Below are 19,021 nucleotides of genomic sequence, written 5' to 3' on the forward strand. Positions count from 1 at the left end.
GAATCACTCCCCCTGCATCAGGAACGGTCGGGCTCGGCGCCCTTGTGCGCCTGCCCCTGGCCTTGCAACTGCGCCGCTGGGCCTTCGGACAGCACCGGAACGACCGCCATGCCGGGACGCACCCGCATCAGGCCGGAGACGATCACCTGCTCGCCGACTTTCAACCCCTCGGTGACGATGCGGTCGGCGCCCTGCGCAGCACCGACCCCGACCGGGCGGTACTCGACCAGGCCGGCCTCAGTGACCACGAGCACGAAGCGGCGACCCTGGTCGGTGCCGATGGCTTTGTCGGGCACCAGCTGCACCGGCTGGGCCATGCCCGTCGCGAGCTGTGCACGCACGTACTGGCCGGGCATCAGGCCAGGCATCGCGGCGTCGACACGGGCGCGCAGGCGCACCGTTCCGGTGGCCGCATCGATGGAATGGTTCGTGAAGTCGATCGGCGCCAGCGCCAACTCGCGCCGGCCGTCGGCATCGAGGATGCGCGCCTTCCAGCCCTTGGCGCCAGGGTTTTCCGCCAGGCGCTGCAACAGGCCGCGATCGGCCACGTCGATGTGCACATGCAGCGGCGCAAGGCTCACCAACGTCGCCAGCGGGGTCGTGTTGCCACCAGCAGCAACGAAGTTGCCAACCGTCACGAGCGCACGGCCGATGCGGCCGTTGATCGGCGAACGCACCAGCGTGAAGTCGCGCTCCAGTTGCGCTGTCTGCAGCGCCGCTTCGGCAGCGGCACGGCGCGCCTGGGCTTCGGCATGCGCGGCCACACGGCGTTCCAGCTCCTCGCGGGCGATCGCGCGGTCGGCATGCAGCTGGCGCGCCCGCTCGGCCTCGGTGGCGGTCAGCGTCTCGCGTGCCTTCGTCAGCTGCAACTCGGCGCGGGCGCGGGCAAGGGCTGCGTCATAGGGACTCGGATCGATCTGGAACAGCGACTGGCCGGCACGCACGGCGTCGCCTTCGCGGAACAGCACCGCCTCGATAGGACCCGCCACGCGAGCCTGCAGTTCGACCTGCTGCGCTGCCTCGACACGGGCCACCTGCGTCGGGCCCGCCTCGATCGCAACGGATCGGACACGGGTGACCGGCACCGTGGGCGCCTGCGGGGCGGCAGCGGAAGTCGCCTGCGCATCGGGCACGGCAGGCTGGCAAGCCGCAAGCAGCGCGGCTGCGAGAACGGAGGTCGCGCCGATGGCCAGTGTGGCCGGCAGGCTGCGCCGGCGCCGCAGTCGGGGCACGTGGGAGGTTGTCATGTTCGGCTCCTGGGAGTTGGGATGCCGCAATGGTGGGGATTGCCGCGGTGGCAAGGTCAAGCGCCGGCCGCAGGTCGCCACGGGAGCGCGAACGCGGGTGGCACGGCCCTGACTTGGCGCGGCGCTGGGTGCGGCGGAGTCCCCAAAAGCCGCGCTTGACCTTCCTACAGTGGAAAGGTGGAGACTTCGCTCCACGGTCCACTCACTCCAACGGAGAACCCATGAACAGCAGCATGAACATTGGCCAGGCGGCCAAGGCGGCCGGCGTCTCGGCAAAGATGATCCGCCACTATGAGCAGGTCGGTCTTGTCTCCACGGCGCAGCGGACCGACGCCGGCTACCGCCAGTACAGCGCGGCCGACGTCTCGGTGCTGCGCTTCATCCGGCAGTCCCGAAGCCTGAATTTCTCGATCCAGCAGATCGCCGATCTGCTTGGCCTGTGGAGCAATCGGGGCCGCGCAAGCCGCGAGGTCAGGCAGGTGGCACAACGGCACCTGGACGACCTGGCCGAGAAGATGCGTGAGATGGCCGAGATGAGACTTGCGCTGGAGCGGCTGGTGGCGTCCTGCCACGGCAGCGACGATCCGCATTGCGCGATCCTGGCCGAGCTGGCTGCCGACAGTCCCGCCACGCCAGACCCCGGGAGTGTGGGCCGGCAACCGCTGCGCAAGTCATCGGCGCGCGCGATCAAGCCTGTCGCCAGGACATCCGCCGCATCGTCGCCCCATGCCGATCTGATGGCCTGGACGCGCCAGGCCCACCCCGTTCACGGCTCGCACTGAGCATCGGCAGGCCAGCAGGCCGCCACGCCCGACCGGAGGGGCTCGCCGGCCGCCAACTATCGACATCGCCCAGACGGCGGCATGCCCAGAACGCTTGACCTTTCCACAGTGGCAAGCTCGATCATGGAGGCATCGACAACCCAAGGAAAAAAGCAATGCAAGTCTTCCGCGTAGATGACATGACCTGCGGCCACTGCGTCAGCACCATCACCAAGGCCCTCAGGGCCACTGACAAGGAAGCCAGGATCACCATCGACCTGGCCCAGCACCTCGTCATGGTGGAGCCGACGGAGGCGGACGCGAAGGAACTCGGCGACGCCATCGCCGAGGCCGGCTACACGCCGGTGCCGGTGCAGGCCTCAACAGTGGTGGCGGCGCCCCCCAGGACGGGTGGCTGCTGCGGGTGCCGCAGCTGAAAGGTTGCGAGGCCATCGCTGGAGCTCACGCAGGAGTCCGGCAAGCCCTCTGCGTGGGACTGCGCAACCTTGAGCCACATCAAGCCCGCGCAGCCGGCACTGCCTCATGCTGCTTCACACCAACTTGGGAGACCACCATGAAGCTCGCACTGGCACTATTCGGCGCATCGCTCGTTCTCGCGGGTTGCGCCATCGGCCCCAAGGAAGAGGACCACGCCGCTCATCACCCGCCAGGTGCCGGGGCGGCCGCACCGGCGGCGGCCACACCCGGCCACATGGACTCGATGATGAAGTCGATGCAGGAGATGCACGACAAAATGATGGCCGCCAAGACCCCAGAGGAGCGGACCAGGCTGATGCAGGAGCACATGAAGCTCATGCAAGACAACATGGCCATGATGGGCCGGATGCGCGGCGGCGGCAGGGGCGGCATGGCGATGGGTGGCGGCATGCCCATGAGCCCGGAGATGATGGGCAAGCGCATGGACATGATGGAAATGATGATGAAGATGATGATGGACCGCGAGGCGATGAAGCCGCCAGCGGCCAGGTAGACAGGCGAGGCTTGCCATGCGTTTCCAGGAGCCCGCTGCACCATCGCGCTGGCGCTCGCCAACGGGCATCTTCATGCTCATTGCCGGCGCTGTCGGCATCTACTACCTGCTCACCGAGCACCTGACGCATGTGCGGCAGGCCATCCCCTACCTGTTCCTGCTGGCGTGCCCGCTGATGCATTTCTTCCACGGGCACGGGCGCCGTGGCCATCGCGACCCCGGGCAGCCCGAGGACCACTCATCAACACCGTGACACGAAGGCCGGGCCTGGCGGTCACGTGAAGGCCGCCACGCTGGCCCCGTGGGCTTGCCGCCTGCGTGCCGGGCGCCGGCCTGGCGTTCACCCAGCGGCAATGGCTTCGCGCCTGCGCCAACGCGCCGCTTGACCTTCCCACCGGGGCAAGGTCGACACTGCCAGGGCCAACAGGAGAACGCCATGACCGACCGCAGCAACACGACCCACGATCACACACATCACCACGCCCCAGCCGCAGGCACCCACGTGATGCCCGACGGCACGGTGATGAAGAACGCACACGACCACCACTCGGCACACGCCCATCACGACCACAGCCATCACGCCCACGGGCCTGCAAAGTCAGCTCCGGCAGGCGACCAAAGCCAGGTCGAGTACACCTGCCCGATGCACCCGCAGGTGCTGCAGATGGGACCGGGCAGCTGCCCCATCTGCGGCATGGCGCTGGAGCCGGTGCTGGCAACGGCCGAGCAAGGCGAGAGCCCCGAACTGCGGGACATGACGAAGCGCTTCTGGATCGGCGCGGCGTTGACGGTGCCGGTGTTTTTCCTCGAGATGGGCGGCCACCTGACGAACCTGAACCACCTGGTCGGCCAGCAGCTGTCGAACTGGATTCAGCTCGTTCTCGGCACCCCGGTGGTGCTGTGGGCCGGCTGGCCGTTCTTCGTGCGTGCGGCGGCGTCGGTGAAACACCGCAGCCTGAACATGTTCTCGGTCATCGCGCTGGGCACGGGTGCGGCATGGCTCTACAGCATCGTCGGCACGGTGGCGCCGCAGCTGTTTCCCGCGAACCTGCGCATCGCGGGCGGCGCCGTCGCCATCTACTTCGAAGCGGCTGCGGTCATCACGGTGCTCGTCTTGCTCGGCCAGGTGCTCGAGCTGCGCGCACGGGAGAAGACCTCCGGGGCCATCAAGGCCCTGCTCGGGCTGGCGCCCAAAACCGCCGTGAAGGTAAACACCGACGGCAGCGACGAGCCCGTGCAGGTCGACGCGATCCAGGTCGGCGACCTGCTGCGCGTGCGCCCGGGAGAGAAGGTGCCGGTCGACGGTGAACTCACCGACGGCAAGGGCAATGTCGACGAGTCGATGGTGACCGGCGAGCCGATTCCCGTGGCCAAGGCCGTCGGCTCCAAGGTCACGGCCGGCACGCTGAACCAGACCGGCGGCTTCGTGATGCGTGCGGAGAAGGTCGGCGCCGACACCCTGCTCTCGCAGATCGTGCACATGGTGGCAGCCGCTCAGCGCAGCCGCGCGCCCATCCAGCGCATGGCCGACCAGGTCGCGGGCTGGTTCGTGCCCGTGGTGATCGGCGTGGCAGCGCTGACCTTCATCGCCTGGCTGGTGTGGGGGCCGTCGCCGGCATTCAGCTATGCGCTCATCACCGCGGTGGCCGTGCTCATCATCGCCTGTCCTTGTGCGCTGGGGCTGGCCACGCCGATGTCCATCATGGTGGGCGTTGGCCGAGGCGCCCAGCACGGCGTGCTCATCCGCGATGCCGAGGCGCTGGAGCGCATGGAGAAGGTCGACACGCTGGTCGTCGACAAGACCGGCACGCTGACCGAAGGCCGCCCCAAGGTCGTGCACATCGAACCCGCGCCGGGCTTCACCGCACAAGCCGTGCTGCAGCAACTCGCCAGCGTCGAGCGCGCGAGCGAGCACCCGTTGGCAATGGCCATCGTGATGGATGCACAGGAACGCAAGCTGACACTGTCGCCGGTCACCGACTTCGACTCGCCCGTCGGCAAGGGCGTCATCGGCACGGTCCAGGGTCAGGTCATCGTCTCAGGCAGCGCCAGGTATCTGGCCGAGCACGGCATCGACACGGCGAGCCTGACGGAGACGGCCGAGGCCCAGCGTGCGAAGGCGGCCACGGTCATCTTCGTGGGCGTGGGCGGCGCTCTGGCGGGCTACGTGGCCATCGCCGACCCAATCAAGGCGACGACGTCCCAAGCCCTGCAGGCGCTGAAGGCCGCTGGCGTGCGCATCGTGATGCTGACTGGTGACGGCAAGACGACGGCCGAAGCCGTCGGTCGCGAGCTCGGCATCGACGAGGTGGTAGCCGAGGTGTTCCCCCAGGACAAGGCCAAGGTCGTGCAACGCCTGAAGTCCGAAGGCCGTGTGGTCGCGATGGCCGGCGACGGCGTCAACGACGCCCCCGCGCTGGCTGCGGCCGATGTCGGAATCGCCATGGGCACGGGCACCGACGTGGCGATGGAGAGCGCCGGCATCACGCTGCTTAAAGGCGACCTGATGGGCATCGTGCGGGCGCGGACGCTCTCGCACGCGACGATGAAGAACATCCGGCAGAACCTGTTCCTGAGCTTTGCCTACAACGTGGCGGGCATCCCACTGGCGGCCGGCGTGCTGTACCCGTTCTTCGGGCTGCTGCTGTCACCAGTGGTGGCTGCGGCGGCCATGGCGCTGTCGTCGGTGAGCGTCATCGCCAACGCGTTGCGGCTGCGCACGACGAGGGTGGACTGACGCGCGCAGGCACGCACGTGCGCCACACCCGCCCGCGGTGGCCTGCCAGGCCGCCCCAAAAAGCCGGGTTGCGGCACCAGGCGAGCGAGTTTCCAGGCACGACAGACACTTCGCTTCGCACCCGAAGCTCAGGTGCAAAATGCCGCGCAAGCCCGGTGGCCCGCCTGCGCGGCGACCGGTGACCCCGAGGACACGCGGGCGCCCAGGGCACACGCCCTAAAATCCGCGCCTTCATGCATGCCCGCAGCGCCGCCCTGGCGCAGCTTTCCCGTCTGGATTCCCCCATGAGCGACACCCCCCTGCAACCCGGCCTGGCCGATCTGTCCAAATCGTTCGAACCTGCCGCCATCGAGGCCCACTGGGGGCCGGAGTGGGAGCGCCGAGGCCTTGGCGCCGCCGGCGTGCGCGGCACGGGTCAGCCCGATGCGGGCGCACCTTCGTTCGCCATCCAGCTGCCGCCGCCCAACGTCACCGGCACGCTGCACATGGGCCACGCGTTCAACCAGACCATCATGGATGCGTTGACCCGCTACCACCGCATGGCCGGGTTCAACACGGCGTGGATTCCCGGCACCGATCACGCCGGCATCGCCACGCAAATCGTGGTGGAGCGGCAGTTGCAGGACCAGAAGCTCAGCCGCCACGACCTGGGCCGCAAGAACTTCGTTGCCAAGGTGTGGGAGTGGAAGCAGCAATCGGGCAACACCATCACCACGCAGATGCGCCGCATGGGCGACAGCGTGGACTGGAGCCGCGAGTACTTCACGATGGACGACAAGCTGTCCAGGGTGGTGACCGACACCTTCGTGAAGCTCTACGAACAAGGCCTGATCTACCGTGGCAAGCGCCTGGTGAACTGGGACCCGAAGCTGCAGTCCGCCGTGTCCGACCTGGAAGTGGAGAGTGAGGAAAAAGACGGCTCGCTCTGGCACATCGCCTACCCGCTCACCGATGGCTCGGGCAGCCTGACGGTGGCCACCACGCGGCCCGAGACCATGCTGGGCGACGTGGCCGTGATGGTGCACCCCGAGGACGAGCGCTACCAGCACCTGATCGGCAAGACCGTCACGCTGCCCTTGATGGGCCGCGAGATCCCGGTCATTGCCGACGACTACGTGGACCGCGCCTTCGGCACCGGTGTCGTGAAGGTCACACCCGCGCATGACGTGAACGACTACGCCGTCGGCCAGCGCCACCAGCTGCCGATGATCTGCGTGCTGACGCTGCAGGCCACGGTCAACGACGAAGCGCCCGAAAAATACCGCGGCCTGAACCGTTTCGTGGCGCGCAAGGCCATCGTCGCCGACCTGGACGCCATCGGCGCACTGGTCGAGACCAAGAAGCACAAGCTGACGGTGCCGGTCTGCACGCGCACCGGCGAGATCGTCGAGCCCATGCTGACGGACCAGTGGTTCGTCGCGATGACCAAAGTGTCTGACCAGGACCCGACCGGCAAGAGCATTGCGCAGAAGGCCATCGACGCCGTGAAGTCCGGCGAGGTGCGCTTCGTGCCCGAAAATTGGGTGAACACGTACGACCAGTGGATGAACAACATCCAGGACTGGTGCATCAGCCGCCAGCTGTGGTGGGGCCACCAGATCCCGGCCTGGTACGACGAAGACGGCAATGTGATCGTGGCCCGCAACGAGGCCGAGGCCCAGGCCAAAGCGCCCGGCAAGACCCTGCGCCGCGATGAGGACGTGCTGGACACCTGGTATTCGTCCGCCCTCGTGCCCTTCAGCACCATGGGCTGGCCGGAGCAGACCGACGCGCCGACCGACGACTACAACCTGTACCTGCCCTCCACCGTGCTCGTGACGGGTTACGACATCATCTTCTTCTGGGTCGCCCGGATGATCATGATGACGACCCACTTCACGGGACGCGTGCCGTTCAAGCACGTCTACATCCATGGCCTGGTGCGCGACGCGCAGGGCAAGAAGATGAGCAAGTCCGAGGGCAACGTGCTGGACCCGGTGGACCTGATCGACGGCATCGCCCTGCCCCCGCTCTTGGACAAGCGCACCACCGGCCTGCGCAAGCCCGAGACCGCGCCCCAGGTGCGCAAGAACACCGAGAAGGAGTTTCCCGAGGGCATTCCGGCCTACGGCGCGGACGCGCTGCGCTTCACGTTCGCGGCGCTGGCGTCCCTGGGCCGCAGCATCAACTTCGACAGCAAGCGCTGCGAGGGCTACCGCAACTTCTGCAACAAGCTGTGGAATGCGACGCGCTTTGTGCTGATGCATTGCGAGGGCCAGGATTGCGGCCTGGCCGAGCACACCAAGGCGCAATGCCAGCCCGGCGGTGAGTTCCACGGCTACATGCACTTCAGCCAGGCCGACCGCTGGATCAGCTCGGTGCTGCAGCAGACCGAGGCAGCTGTCGCCAAGGGCTTTGCCGAGTACCGGCTCGACAACGTGGCCAACGCGCTGTACGACTTCGTCTGGAACGAGTTCTGCGACTGGTACCTGGAAATCGCCAAGGTGCAAATTCAGACCGGCGTGAACATGGAAGACCGGCAGGCCGGGCTGGCCGTCCAGCGCGCAACGCGCCGCACGTTGATCCGCACGCTGGAGGCGATCTTGCGGCTGGCCCATCCCATCATTCCGTTCATCACGGAAGCGCTGTGGCAAAAGGTCGCGCCCGTGGCGGGGTTGCCCGGTCCCTCCGTCAGCGTGGCGAAGTATCCGCAAGCGCAGCCGAACAAGATCGACGAGGTGGCCATTGCCCACGTCGCCAAGCTCAAGACGCTGGTGGACAGCTGTCGCAACCTGCGCGGTGAGATGAATGTCTCGCCGGCCACGCGCCTGCCCCTGTATGTGCTGGGCGATACCGAATTCATGCGCGCCGCGGCGCCTGTGCTGCAGGCCCTGGCCAAGCTCAGCGAGGTCAAGGTGTTCGACGACGAGGCGGCCTGGCAGGCTGCGGCGCAGGCTGCGCCCGTGGCAATGGTGGGCGACGCGCGCCTGGCGCTGTATGTGGAGGTGGATGTGGCGGCGGAAAAGCTGCGCCTGGGCAAGGAAGTGGCGCGCCTGGAGGGCGAAATTGCCAGGGCCCAGGGCAAGCTGTCCAACGAAGCGTTCGTCGCGAAAGCGCCCCCAGCCGTGATCGAACAGGAGCGCAAGCGGGTCGATGGGTTCACGGCCACGTTACAGAGGCTTCACGAGCAGCTTGTACGATTGGGCTGACATCCGATGCGCGAACCGGACGGCAGAAACCGGTGCGCGCCGCAGCTAAGCTAAGCCAATTTGGCCATCGCCATTTGATCGAAAGTGAGTCCGGCACCCATGTCCAGCTTCCAAAAGACCGTCAACAAAGCCGTTTTCCCCGTTGCGGGACTCGGCACGCGTTTTCTTCCCGCGACCAAGGCGCAACCCAAGGAAATGCTGCCGGTGGTCGACAAACCGCTGATCCAATACGCGGTTGAAGAGGCCTACGCCGCCGGCATCCGCCAGATGATTTTTGTCACCGGGCGCAACAAGCGCGCCATCGAAGACCATTTCGACACAGCCTACGAGCTGGAGAGCGAATTGGAAACCGCTGGCAAAAGGGAACTGCTGGATCTGGTGCGCTCCATCTCGCCGGACGACATGTACTGCTCCTTCGTGCGCCAGCCGCGCTCGCTGGGCCTGGGCCACGCCGTGCTGTGCGCCGAGCATTTGGTGGGCAACGAGCCCTTTGCCGTGCTGCTGGCAGACGATCTGATGATCGGTCCGGCAGGTGGTCAACATGTGCTGGCCCAGATGACCGATGCCTTCAGCCGTCTGGGCACGTCCATGCTGGCCGTGCAGGAAGTGCCGCTGGACCAGGTGCGCCGCTACGGCATCGTGGCTGGCGAGCAGATCAAGGACATTGAGGGCGGCCGGCTGACGCGCGTGAGCCACATGGTCGAAAAGCCCGCGCCTGAAGCCGCGCCGTCGCGCATGGGTGTGGCGGGTCGCTACATCCTGACGCCCGCCGTGTTCGGCCACATCCGCAACCAGTCGCGTGGCGCTGGTGGCGAGATCCAGCTGACCGATGGCATTGCGGCCCTGCTGAACACGGAAATCGTCCACGCCTTCCAGTACGAAGGCAAACGCTTCGACTGCGGCAGCAAGCACGGCTTTCTGGAAGCCACTGTCGAGCTGGCTCTGCAGCACCCCGAAGTCAGCAAGGGCTTTCGCGAATACCTGTCGGCCTTGAAGATCTGAACGCGCTCTTTCCAAACAACAAAGCCGGGGTGACCCGGCTTTGTGCTTTCTGGCGTCGGCGTGCCGGGCCAGTTCAGCGTCGGCGCAGCACGTGGATGAACTCGCTGCCCAGCGTCTGCTGCTCCACCAGTTCGTTGCCGGTTTGCTTGGCAAAGGCCTGGAAGTCGCGCATGGACCCGGCGTCGGTGGAGACCACCTTCAACAGCTGGCCGCTCTGCAACTCACCCAAGGCCTTTTTGGCCTTCAGGATGGGCAAGGGGCAGTTCAGGCCGCGGGTGTCGATTTCCTTGTGGATGTCCATCTTTGTTCCTTGCTGGTTCGCGCGATTCTAGGAGCGCCTTCACCGCGCCATGTACTGCGGCGTGTGCCCGCGCGAACGCAGCCAGTCGGCCAGCGCATGGCCGGTGCCGGCGGGCCAGCACTTCACGTCTTGCGGCGCGTACAGACGGTAGTCCACGAGCTCGGGCGACAAGCGCACCTCGCCCTCGGCCACCGCGTGGTAGGCGATGATGACCTGGTTCATGCGCTGAAAATCGTAGACGCCGATCAGGTTCAGCTCGGTCGCGTCCAGCGCCGTCTCTTCCTTGATCTCGCGCGCGATGCCGCCCTGTGGCGTCTCGCCGGCCTCCATGAAGCCGGTGATCAGCGCGTACATCTTGCCCGGCCAGGCGGCGTTGCGCGCCAGCAGGATCTGGCCCTGGTATTCGATGACTGCGGCCAGCACCGGTGTCGGGTTGTTCCAGTGCGTGTAGTCGCAAGCCGGGCAACGCAGCCGCTCGGTGTCGCCGCTGTCTTCCATGCGCGAAATCCAGGCCAGCGGCGTGGCGCAATGCGGGCAGAACTTGAACGCGCTCATGCTGGAAACACCCCGGTGGACAGGTAACGGTCGCCGCGGTCGCAGACGATGAACACGATGGTCGCGTTCTGTTCGCGCTGGGCGATCTGCTGCGCCACCCAGCAGGCCCCAGCGGCGGAAATGCCGGCGAAGATGCCCTCCTCGCGCGCCAGCCGCCGGCACATCTCCTCGGCGTCGTCCTGCGACACATAGACCAATTCATCGACCATCGACGCGTCGTAGATGGCGGGCAGATACTCCTGCGGCCATTTGCGGATGCCCGGGATGCGCGAGCCCTCGGATGGCTGCGCGCCGATGATGCGGATCGCCGGGTTTTTCTCTTTCAGATAGCGGGCCACGCCGGTGATGGTGCCCGTGGTGCCCATGGCGCTGACGAAGTGCGTGACGCGGCCGTCCGTGTCGTTCCAGATCTCGGGGCCAGTGGTTTCGAAGTGGATGCGCGGGTTGTCGCCGTTTGCGAACTGGTCGAGCACCCGGCCCTTGCCATCGCGCTGCATCTGCTCGGCCAGATCGCGCGCGTATTCCATGCCGCCACTCTTGGGTGTCAGCAGCAGCTCGGCGCCGAAAGCCTTCATGGTCTGCGCGCGCTCGATCGACAGGTCCTCCGGCATGATCAGCAGCATGCGGTAGCCCTTGATGGCAGCGGCCATCGCCAGCGCAATGCCGGTGTTGCCGGACGTGGCCTCGATCAACGTGTCACCGGGCCGGATGTCGCCCCGCTCTTCGGCGCGCAGGATCATCGACAACGCCGGCCGGTCCTTGACCGACCCGGCCGGGTTGTTGCCTTCCAGCTTGCCCAGAACCACGTTGCCACGCGTGGCGTTGTCAGTCGCGGCGATGCGCTGCAGGGCGACAAGCGGCGTGCGGCCGATGGTGTCGGCGATCGTTTGGTAGTGCATGGCCTCACTGTGCCATAATTTCCGGCTTCGCTTTGCGACCCGCCCGGGTGGTGAAATTGGTAGACGCAGGGGACTCAAAATCCCCCACCGAAAGGTGTGCCGGTTCGATTCCGGCCCCGGGCACCAGCCGACAGTCTCATGCCGGCTCACCAAGTCTCATAAGTCCTTAAAAATCAGGGACTTACAGAAGATTCCAGGTTCATCTGGTCTCGTCAGGTTTCACCAAATCTCGCGTTTGCGTGTCCCCTAAGGTGTCCCCCAGAATGGTGTCCACGACATCTTCGTTCCAGGGGGACACGCCATGGGCCAACTCACTGATCTACAAGTCAAATCTGCATCGGCTCGCGACAAGGAGTTTGTGCTTTCAGATGGCAACGGCCTGTACTTGAGAGTTCGACCGTCAAGCAGAACCTGGCTCTACCGCTACAAGCAGTACGGAAAGCAGGTCAAGCTCGGCTTGGGCGCCTACCCGACTGTCACGCTGGCGGCGGCGCGCCGCAAAGCCGAGGAAGAGGCGGAGCGGCTGGCCGGCGGAGACGACCCCAAGGAAGCCCGCCGCGTCGACCGTGAGCGCGAAAGGGTAGCCAGGCTGAACAACTTCGAAGCCATGGCACGCGCATGGCATGCCCAAGCTTGGAAGGACTGCCAATGGTCGGCAGGCTACGCCGACAAAGTGATGGGGCAGATGTCCACGCATCTCTTCCCATGGCTCAAAACCTTGCCTATGGACAAGATCCCGCCCACTCTGCTGGTCCGCTGCCTCCACCGAATTCGAGACAGGGGCTTCCTCGAAACTGCGCAACGCGTGCGCGCATTTGCTGAGCATGTCTTTCAGTATGCCGTTGACCAGGGCGTCGTCGAGCCAGCGAAGAACTTCGTCAACAAGAAGACCGCTGGCCTTCCACCACCGCGCAGTCGCCACTACGCCGCCGTCACCGATCCGCATCAACTCGGCCAGCTTCTACGCGACATTGATGCGTACAGCGGACAGTTTGTGACGCGTGCCGCGCTGCGGATGATGCCGCTGGTGTTCCAGCGTCCTGGCCAACTCCGTTTGGCGGAATGGAAGGACATCTCCCTCGAACAGAAAATCTGGCGCTGCCCTCCGGAGAACATGAAGATGAGAGAGTGGCAAAAGCGTGACATCCGCACGCCCGCGCATCTGGTTCCATTGCCAACGCAGGCAGTGGCCATTTTGCGAGACCTGTATCCATTGACCGGGCCCACCGGCCCGGTCTTTCGCAACATGGCTCGCCGAAGCGACGATAGCCGGTTCATGAGCGACAACACGATGAACAGCGCGCTGCGCACGCTGGGTTACGACACGAAGGAGCAGATCACTGGCCATGGTTTTCGCGCCACGGCCCGCACGCTGATCCGCGAATGCCTTGGGTGGGACAAGGACGTGATCGAGCGGCATCTTGCGCACGTTTCCGATGAAGAGCTTGGCGGGAGCTACGACCGTGCAACCTTCCTCGCCCAGCGGCGCGAAATGGTCCAGGCATGGGCAGATTTCCTGGATGAGCTGGCAGCGGGAAATGGCATCGACGGTGCATCTGCCAAGCCCGATCCACCAAGAGGCCGGGCATGGTCAGGCCGGACAGCACCCGTTGAACGACGCACACCTCGGACTTCCACGACCACGGATGGTGCGCCGACTGCGTAGCAGAAGTACGGTCACTGCGCTGTTGCCATTGCTGGCAACGACGCTTATGAAAACCGATCGCACTCGCTGCGGTATGGACACCGACGGCAAGCCTCGACACGTGCCGCGTAGCGAGCGGCGACACGGCCCTCAAGAATTCCAGCCCGCCGGTGTGCCAACGCAAGCACCTGCGCAGCGTCCAGCAGCTGGACGCGGTACGAGCGCAGCGATCGAATGGCGTCAGGCCGTTCGATCGTCACGAAACCATGGCTCGCGACGGTCTGGCCCGTCTGTGCCTCGATAGCCAAGCGTTGCGCCGACAACTGGATGATGTCGCTCAACTGCGGGCTACCCCAGCGCGTCTTCAACTCGACCAGCACGAGCAGCCCGTCGGGCGTGCGGTAGGCACGGTCAAGTCTGGCGACCAGGTGGATGGGGCTGCGAATGCGAAACCTCTGCTCGATGTAAACGAGTGCGGCGTCCTTCAGCTCGCGGGGCCGAGACAGCCTCTCCACGCGGGCCGCACGGTGCCTGTGCCAAGACAGGACGAGGATCCACGCGAAAGCGACGGCGATCCACGGCCAAATGTTCATGGCACCGCTCCCGTCGAAGCGCGTCCATCGCTGCACACGGCGAGAAACCTGCGGAGCACCACGCGCGCCAAGGGCGGGCCAGCCGGCCAGCGTTCGAGCAAGCGACACATAGAGGGTGCAACGCGGTAGTAGAGAGCCACCAGGCGTCGCCCCCACCAACGCGGTAGCAGCACCGCATCTCGATAGTCGCGAAGTTGCTGTGTTTCCAGCGCATCGGAGCCGAAGACGCAGGAGGCGATGAAGCACCGGCGATCCTTCGCCGCCATACCCTGCGCGAAGTACCGACGGTGTGTCTTGTTTCCGCGCGCCCTCCCCTGCCTCTGCGCCGGCGTCGTGCGCTCGCCCAGGCGATGCGCCAGCAGCATGCGCTGCTCGCAGTACCCCATCTCGGCCAACTGCGTTGCACTGACCACCTTGTCCTTCCGGCTTCGTCGACTGCGCATCGCGGCCTCACTCCGCAAGGGCCGACGCGAACACGGCATTGGTCAGCGCAGCTGCCGCCAGCTCCGGTTCGTGCACCGAGTGCGCCGGTGGTGCCGTCCTCTGCATCACCAGCACGCCCTGTTGTGCCAGCAGCCCGTCGTACGCCAGCACCCGCACGCGGTTGACCCGTTTGCTCCCCTTCGGAAACCGGATCAGTTCGTCGTACAGCCGCGGGTTGTCCGCGCGCGCCAGTTCGAACACAAGGCGGATCGGCTCGGGCGGATCGATGAGGCCGATGTCGTTCATGCTGCTTCTCCCGTGTTGCGTTCCCGATAGGCGGCCACCGCACTGGCAGCCAAGTTCTGACCTGCGAGCTGAAAGCCGCGCACGTTGGCGAACATCGGCTCCTTCACCTCGTGGATGCGGTGTTTCGGAAATGCCGCCTTGACGGCCTTCTTGAACAGGAACGCGCCGCCGCCCACCAGGATGATGTTCTGCAGGCTCTCCGGCGTTTCGATCCACTGGCGCATCGTCGAGACGGCCTGCTGCGCCACGCTCTCGGCCAGCGGCAGGTGCTTCTTGATGTCGTAGGGCCGCTGGAAGATCTGCGGCGACTTGCCGGTGCGCAGCGCGAGGTCGATCGCGTCGTAGTCCCGGTACGGCGTGCCGATGTCCTTGGAGATTTCGTGGGCCATCAACCGCAGCACGTCGGACATGCCCCGGTTGATCGAGCTGGACTGCTTCTGCACCAACCGCATGCCACGCGTGACCAGCCAGTCGAAGGTCCGGGCGCCCGGATCGATGACCAGGCTCTGCTCCGCCCCGATGGTCGCCATCTTCTCGTGCGCCGCCGCGTAGTGCACCAGCGCGCCCTGTGGCTGCGCGACAGCCATCGCCTTGACCACCACCACGAACTTGCCGCCTCCGACGGGATGCCGGCCGACCATCGCCTTTTCCAGCGCCGCCTTCTTCAACCCCAGCAGCGCCACTGGGAGCCCCACCACCAGCAGATCGATCTGCGGCAGCTTCATCAGGCTGAGTGCGCCGCGCAGCAGCGCCATGTATTCCGGCGACTCGGTGTAGTCGTCGTGCAGTTGCTTGGCGCGGAAGGTGTCGGCCGCCAGTCCGACGTCCGGTCCCACCTCGTAGAACAGCGGCCCGATCGGAATGCTCACGGTTCGGCGCCGCTCGCTGGCAGGGACGTCTGCCGCATCGCCGCTGGACGGATAGGCGACGGAAGGAAAGCTGGCGCAGCGGATCTCCGATCCCGCCATGCCCGCCACGTACTTGGTGTTGCCGGACCCGACATCCACCGCTCGAACGATCAGTTCCATCAAAGTGCTCCTTGGTCAAAACACAGTCATCAGCATCGGCAACCGGCCGCCTCCGCGCCACGAGAAATGGGCGCTGATTTGGAGCGATTTCGCGACCAGCGCGCCTGTGGTGGATGCCGTGGCGCAACAGACCATCACCACAGTGCGATCACCCCCCGCAGAACGAACGCCCTGGCCGCGTTGCTGTGTCCACGGTCTCACTGCACTGCGCCGCGTCAACCCCGCACGGTCAGCGGCGCAGCGAGTGGCGGTTCCCACGCAGGCAGTTGACTTAAGTCCCCGCTTGGAACCAGAGGCAGCAAGTTCTCGTGTCAAGCCCGCATGCAGCCTGGCTTTCGGGAGCTTCGGGAAGTTAAATCGCACTCACCACGCCATCCCGACCCGTCAAGTGCCACGCGAGAACACGCGTCCATGTGGTCGCATTCGCCGACCCCCCTTGACGTCCTGCCCTCCCTCGTCATCCACTACAGCTTCCCGAGGGCCTTCCTGGCCCGCTCCATCGCGGAGCAAAGGCGTCGCAGTCGTTACCTGCCCTTCAAGCACCGGCCGTTGAGCCTGGTGTGGCGCTCGCCCCCTGAGGCGTGCGCCCCGAGGACCTGTCGTAGAGCACATGCCTGAACCCAGACCGCCCTAAGGCGAAGCGCTCCCGAAGCGCGTTCAGGCCGTCGATCTTCTGAACCGGCACCCGATGCCCGTTCCCGATCCCGTCATCACCCCGAGCACGCGTGTTGCACGCCGCAAGCAGTCGTGATTGCCCCCGATGGGGCTCCCTGCTTGTCTTTGCTCAAACGCTCGACACCGCCCTGGACTTTCGGTCAAGGGGTGGCCCCATGCGAGTGGATGACGCTACGCACGTTGGACTGATCCCCCGTAGGCGCGAGACCCGATCTCCGCGCCGACGCGCAAGTTGCCCTGAGCGACTGCGCGTCGCAACCCTCCGTGGTCGCAGAAATGCGCAGCCGGAGCCGGATCACCGTTTCATTTTTAAGACCGACCGAGCCGCGCCAGGCAAGCCTGGCCGGCGAACTTTTGGGGACGCGACGCGACAGGGTGGTCGTGCGTCGCGGATATCGACAGACCACCGGCCGCAGCGGATGACGGGATCCGTCCGCTGCGGCCAGCGCATTGGATTCCCAACACATCGCCTCAGGAGATCGACATGGCACGACAACGCTCCGTCCAACCCGCCAAGGCCACCACTGGCCATCTCACTGGCCGTCTCACTGGCGCCGACGAGCAGCGCCGCCAGCCCTGGGCGGAACGCTCGCCCGCGCAGATCCTGGCGCAGTACCGGCCAGGCCATGCTGCACCGCTGCAGGTGCTGGAGGTCCTGCTGACCCTGTTCAACAGCCGGCACACCGCCTTGCAGAAGACCGTCTCGCACAAGACCCGGCAGGAGCGCGCGAACTTCCTGCGCCGCTTCTTCCGCGACCTCACGGCCAAGGCCGGCTTCCGCACAGCACCAGACCCGCGCAATCTGGGCCAGAAGCACGTGCACGCGATGGTGCAGGTCTGGCAGCGGGAGCAACTGGCGCCGGCCACCGTCCAGACCTACCTGAGCTTCCTGCGGGGCCTGGCGTCCTGGCTCGGCAAGCCTGGCTTCGTGCGCCCGCCCGCGTACTACGGGTTGAGCCTGGCCGAGTACGAGCGACACGAAATCGCGCAACGCGACAAGAGTTGGCGCGCGCAGGGACTCGATGCCGATGCCGTGATCGCCCAGGTGGCCGCCTACGATCCGCGCGTGGCCGCGTCGATGCGGCTGATGCAAGCGCTGGGTTTGCGGCGCAAGGAGTCCGTCACGTTCAAGCCGTTCGCCGACGTGCATCCGTTCGAGGAAACCGGCCTGCCTCGGGAGCAGCGCAAGGCCGACCACTACGTGTGGATCAAGGGCAAAGGTGGCCGCGTGCGCTGGATCGAGCTGGCCACCGACACGCAGCGGGCGGCGGTGGCACAGGCGCAATCCGTGGTGTCCAGCCAGGATGCCCATCTGGGCGATCCTGCCAAGACGCTGGACCAGAACCTGCGCCGCCTGCTCTACGTGCTGGAGAAGTTCGGCATCACGCGCCGCGCGTCGGGCGCGACGGGCCATGGCCTGCGGCATGAACACTGCAACGATCTCTACGAAGACGTGGCCGGCGTACCGTCGCCAGTTCGCGGCGGTGGAACGGTGTCGCCAAAGGTGGACCGGGCCGCACGACAGGTTGTCTCGATACGGGCGGGTCACGCCAGGCTGAGAGCGTCACAAGCGTACTGCGGCCAGACTGCGGTGGTTCACAGCACGCGACCGCCAAGTACATCCCACGGTCCCAACTCCACAGGGTCGACCGGTGCCGACGACTTGGGTTGAGGCCAGCGCCAGCGGCGAACCAGATGCGGGGGTTGCGCCCGCTCAGCGGGAGCGCGCGCACTTGAAGAACCTGGCGCTCGACGTGGACCGCTACCCCGACGTGCCGCTGCGCCAGGGCTGGTGCAGACCGCCAGCTGCTTTCGGCGTATCGGGCCATCCTCCGACGCGGGCAGTCTCGGATCGACCGGCCAGGCCGCGAACTGGCCTCCGAGCTGAACGGACCAGCTGACCATCCTGGGCGCCCTGCCGCTGCCCGTGCTGGCGCTGGCCACCTTCGCCGCCATCGCCATCCTGCTGCTTTTCTCACGCCCCAAGACCACCCCAAGACCCGACGCACCAACACCGTCCACATCACCACCCTCGTCGCGCTGCTCGCCTTCGCCGCCGTCGTGCTGCTGTACCAACGCCACACGCGTCAGCAGGCGGCCGAGCAGGCCGGTGCCCAGCAAAGCGTGATGGTGCGTGCCCATTCGCCGGTGCCGGGGCCGGCGAACGCGCAGGTCACCATCGTGGAGTTCTTCGACCCGGCTTGCGAGGCCTGCCGCGCTTTCCACACCTACGTCAAGCAGATCCTGGCCGCACACCCGCGCGACGTGCGGCTGGTCGTGCGCTACACCCCGTTCCACCAAGAAGCCTCGGTCGTCGGCTTGCGCATCCTGGAGGCGGCGCGCGCGCAAGGCCGCTTCGAGCCAGTGCTGCATGCGCTGATGGACGGCCAGCCGGTCTGGGCGAACCACGGCACCCCCGACCCCGACCGCGCCTGGGAGTTCGCGCGCGCAGCCGGCCTGGCATCGAACGCGCCCGCGCCCATGTCGCCACCGGCGCGGCCGACGCGCTGTTGCAGCAGGACATGGCGGATGTGCAGGCGGTCGGCGTGCGCGCCACGCCTACCTTCTTCATCGATGGCGCGCCGCTGCGCGAGGTGCATCCCCGCGTGCAGGCCGAGCAGGTCGAGCAGGCCGTGGCCGGCGTGCGCCGGTAGCACCCGCACAGGCAGC

18 protein-coding genes, 1 tRNA gene and 1 pseudogene are annotated in these 19,021 nt (G+C 66.3%); 12 read left to right on the forward strand and 8 right to left on the reverse strand.

The features are described from left to right. Positions 1 to 17 precede the first annotated feature (17 nt). On the reverse strand, positions 18 to 1,247 hold the full coding sequence (locus tag AC099J_RS20420; protein WP_479617119.1) for an efflux RND transporter periplasmic adaptor subunit: 1,230 nt from the start codon (positions 1,245 to 1,247) through the stop codon (positions 18 to 20). Positions 1,248 to 1,468: 221 nt separating this feature from the next. On the opposite strand from AC099J_RS20420, the gene cueR reads away from it, so the two are divergent. The 7 genes from cueR (at position 1,469) to galU (ending at position 9,926) form a co-directional block, all read left to right on the forward strand. Next, entirely contained in the window at positions 1,469 to 2,029 is a 561-nt protein-coding gene (gene cueR, locus AC099J_RS20425) for a Cu(I)-responsive transcriptional regulator (RefSeq protein WP_479617120.1), read from the forward strand. 155 nt (positions 2,030 to 2,184) lie between these two features. Continuing rightward, on the forward strand, positions 2,185 to 2,445 hold the full coding sequence (locus tag AC099J_RS20430; protein WP_479617121.1) for a heavy-metal-associated domain-containing protein: 261 nt from the start codon (positions 2,185 to 2,187) through the stop codon (positions 2,443 to 2,445). A gap of 137 nt (positions 2,446 to 2,582) precedes the next feature. Beyond that, positions 2,583 to 2,999, forward strand: a complete 417-nt coding sequence (locus AC099J_RS20435; protein WP_479617122.1) for a hypothetical protein — start codon at positions 2,583 to 2,585, stop codon at positions 2,997 to 2,999. A 16-nt stretch (positions 3,000 to 3,015) separates the two neighbouring features. Beyond that, positions 3,016 to 3,252, forward strand: coding sequence for a DUF2933 domain-containing protein (locus AC099J_RS20440; RefSeq protein WP_479617123.1), 237 nt, complete (start codon positions 3,016 to 3,018; stop codon positions 3,250 to 3,252). Positions 3,253 to 3,435: 183 nt separating this feature from the next. Next, positions 3,436 to 5,736 carry a copper-transporting P-type ATPase gene (locus tag AC099J_RS20445; RefSeq protein WP_479617124.1) on the forward strand — a complete coding sequence of 767 codons (2,301 nt, stop codon included), beginning with the start codon at positions 3,436 to 3,438 and terminating at the stop codon, positions 5,734 to 5,736. Positions 5,737 to 6,020: 284 nt separating this feature from the next. Continuing rightward, positions 6,021 to 8,924 carry a valine--tRNA ligase gene (locus AC099J_RS20450; RefSeq protein ID WP_479617125.1) on the forward strand — a complete coding sequence of 968 codons (2,904 nt, stop codon included), beginning with the start codon at positions 6,021 to 6,023 and terminating at the stop codon, positions 8,922 to 8,924. Between the two features lie 99 nt (positions 8,925 to 9,023). After that, entirely contained in the window at positions 9,024 to 9,926 is a 903-nt protein-coding gene (gene galU / locus AC099J_RS20455; protein WP_479617126.1) for a UTP--glucose-1-phosphate uridylyltransferase GalU, read from the forward strand. A 73-nt stretch (positions 9,927 to 9,999) separates the two neighbouring features. Here the strand turns inward: galU and AC099J_RS20460 are convergent, their stop codons facing one another. From AC099J_RS20460 to cysM, 3 genes are read right to left on the reverse strand one after another with little or no spacing between them, the layout of a single operon-like run. Next, positions 10,000 to 10,227 carry a sulfurtransferase TusA family protein gene (locus AC099J_RS20460; protein WP_479617127.1) on the reverse strand — a complete coding sequence of 76 codons (228 nt, stop codon included), beginning with the start codon at positions 10,225 to 10,227 and terminating at the stop codon, positions 10,000 to 10,002. A gap of 39 nt (positions 10,228 to 10,266) precedes the next feature. Further along, positions 10,267 to 10,782, reverse strand: coding sequence for an NUDIX domain-containing protein (locus tag AC099J_RS20465; RefSeq protein WP_479617128.1), 516 nt, complete (start codon positions 10,780 to 10,782; stop codon positions 10,267 to 10,269). Beyond that, the gene (gene cysM, locus AC099J_RS20470; protein ID WP_479617129.1) at positions 10,779 to 11,681 is read right to left on the reverse strand and encodes a cysteine synthase CysM; all 903 of its coding nucleotides are present in this window, start codon (positions 11,679 to 11,681) and stop codon (positions 10,779 to 10,781) included. The genes AC099J_RS20465 and cysM overlap by 4 nt, the downstream gene beginning before the upstream one ends. A gap of 41 nt (positions 11,682 to 11,722) precedes the next feature. Between cysM and AC099J_RS20475 the strand changes: the two genes are divergently transcribed. Together AC099J_RS20475 and AC099J_RS20480 are read left to right on the forward strand one after the other, a co-directional pair. After that, positions 11,723 to 11,807: transfer RNA gene (locus AC099J_RS20475), tRNA-Leu, on the forward strand. A 175-nt stretch (positions 11,808 to 11,982) separates the two neighbouring features. After that, positions 11,983 to 13,347 (forward strand): tyrosine-type recombinase/integrase, encoded by a 1,365-nt coding sequence (locus AC099J_RS20480; protein WP_479617130.1) that lies wholly within the window; start codon positions 11,983 to 11,985, stop codon positions 13,345 to 13,347. A 44-nt stretch (positions 13,348 to 13,391) separates the two neighbouring features. Here AC099J_RS20480 and AC099J_RS20485 read toward each other — a convergent pair whose 3' ends face one another. From AC099J_RS20485 to AC099J_RS20500, 4 genes are read right to left on the reverse strand one after another with little or no spacing between them, the layout of a single operon-like run. Continuing rightward, the gene (locus tag AC099J_RS20485) at positions 13,392 to 13,919 is read right to left on the reverse strand and encodes a PD-(D/E)XK nuclease family protein (RefSeq protein ID WP_479617131.1); all 528 of its coding nucleotides are present in this window, start codon (positions 13,917 to 13,919) and stop codon (positions 13,392 to 13,394) included. After that, positions 13,916 to 14,362 carry a CFI-box-CTERM domain-containing protein gene (locus tag AC099J_RS20490; RefSeq protein ID WP_479617132.1) on the reverse strand — a complete coding sequence of 149 codons (447 nt, stop codon included), beginning with the start codon at positions 14,360 to 14,362 and terminating at the stop codon, positions 13,916 to 13,918. The genes AC099J_RS20485 and AC099J_RS20490 overlap by 4 nt, the downstream gene beginning before the upstream one ends. Before the next feature lie 7 nt (positions 14,363 to 14,369). Next, entirely contained in the window at positions 14,370 to 14,648 is a 279-nt protein-coding gene (locus AC099J_RS20495) for a hypothetical protein (protein ID WP_479617133.1), read from the reverse strand. Beyond that, positions 14,645 to 15,676 (reverse strand): PRTRC system protein D, encoded by a 1,032-nt coding sequence (locus tag AC099J_RS20500; RefSeq protein WP_479617134.1) that lies wholly within the window; start codon positions 15,674 to 15,676, stop codon positions 14,645 to 14,647. The genes AC099J_RS20495 and AC099J_RS20500 overlap by 4 nt, the downstream gene beginning before the upstream one ends. 1,159 nt (positions 15,677 to 16,835) lie before the next feature. Between AC099J_RS20500 and AC099J_RS20505 the strand changes: the two genes are divergently transcribed. The 3 genes and pseudogenes from AC099J_RS20505 (at position 16,836) to AC099J_RS20515 (ending at position 19,005) form a co-directional block, all read left to right on the forward strand. Beyond that, positions 16,836 to 18,023: an integrase domain-containing protein gene (locus AC099J_RS20505; RefSeq protein ID WP_479617135.1), complete on the forward strand. Its 1,188-nt coding sequence runs from the start codon at positions 16,836 to 16,838 to the stop codon at positions 18,021 to 18,023. 455 nt (positions 18,024 to 18,478) lie between these two features. Beyond that, positions 18,479 to 18,700: pseudogene (locus AC099J_RS20510) on the forward strand (DsbA family protein); the annotation flags it as partial. A gap of 173 nt (positions 18,701 to 18,873) precedes the next feature. After that, entirely contained in the window at positions 18,874 to 19,005 is a 132-nt protein-coding gene (locus AC099J_RS20515; protein ID WP_479617372.1) for a hypothetical protein, read from the forward strand. Positions 19,006 to 19,021 lie beyond the last annotated feature (16 nt).

This window comes from Rhodoferax sp. RT4P68 (genome assembly GCF_056521305.1).

Coding starts and splice junctions, on each gene's coding strand:
- AC099J_RS20450 (WP_479617125.1), top strand. CDS start 6,021: ATGAGCGACACCCCCCTGCAACCCGGCCTGGCCGATCTGTCCAAATCG.
- AC099J_RS20515 (WP_479617372.1), top strand. CDS start 18,874: ATGGCGGATGTGCAGGCGGTCGGCGTGCGCGCCACGCCTACCTTCTTC.
- AC099J_RS20430 (WP_479617121.1), top strand. CDS start 2,185: ATGCAAGTCTTCCGCGTAGATGACATGACCTGCGGCCACTGCGTCAGC.
- cueR (WP_479617120.1), top strand. CDS start 1,469: ATGAACAGCAGCATGAACATTGGCCAGGCGGCCAAGGCGGCCGGCGTC.
- AC099J_RS20500 (WP_479617134.1), bottom strand. CDS start 15,676: ATGGAACTGATCGTTCGAGCGGTGGATGTCGGGTCCGGCAACACCAAG.
- galU (WP_479617126.1), top strand. CDS start 9,024: ATGTCCAGCTTCCAAAAGACCGTCAACAAAGCCGTTTTCCCCGTTGCG.
- AC099J_RS20495 (WP_479617133.1), bottom strand. CDS start 14,648: ATGAACGACATCGGCCTCATCGATCCGCCCGAGCCGATCCGCCTTGTG.
- AC099J_RS20505 (WP_479617135.1), top strand. CDS start 16,836: ATGGCACGACAACGCTCCGTCCAACCCGCCAAGGCCACCACTGGCCAT.
- AC099J_RS20420 (WP_479617119.1), bottom strand. CDS start 1,247: ATGACAACCTCCCACGTGCCCCGACTGCGGCGCCGGCGCAGCCTGCCG.
- cysM (WP_479617129.1), bottom strand. CDS start 11,681: ATGCACTACCAAACGATCGCCGACACCATCGGCCGCACGCCGCTTGTC.
- AC099J_RS20465 (WP_479617128.1), bottom strand. CDS start 10,782: ATGAGCGCGTTCAAGTTCTGCCCGCATTGCGCCACGCCGCTGGCCTGG.
- AC099J_RS20460 (WP_479617127.1), bottom strand. CDS start 10,227: ATGGACATCCACAAGGAAATCGACACCCGCGGCCTGAACTGCCCCTTG.
- AC099J_RS20435 (WP_479617122.1), top strand. CDS start 2,583: ATGAAGCTCGCACTGGCACTATTCGGCGCATCGCTCGTTCTCGCGGGT.
- AC099J_RS20490 (WP_479617132.1), bottom strand. CDS start 14,362: ATGCGCAGTCGACGAAGCCGGAAGGACAAGGTGGTCAGTGCAACGCAG.
- AC099J_RS20445 (WP_479617124.1), top strand. CDS start 3,436: ATGACCGACCGCAGCAACACGACCCACGATCACACACATCACCACGCC.
- AC099J_RS20440 (WP_479617123.1), top strand. CDS start 3,016: ATGCGTTTCCAGGAGCCCGCTGCACCATCGCGCTGGCGCTCGCCAACG.
- AC099J_RS20485 (WP_479617131.1), bottom strand. CDS start 13,919: ATGAACATTTGGCCGTGGATCGCCGTCGCTTTCGCGTGGATCCTCGTC.
- AC099J_RS20480 (WP_479617130.1), top strand. CDS start 11,983: ATGGGCCAACTCACTGATCTACAAGTCAAATCTGCATCGGCTCGCGAC.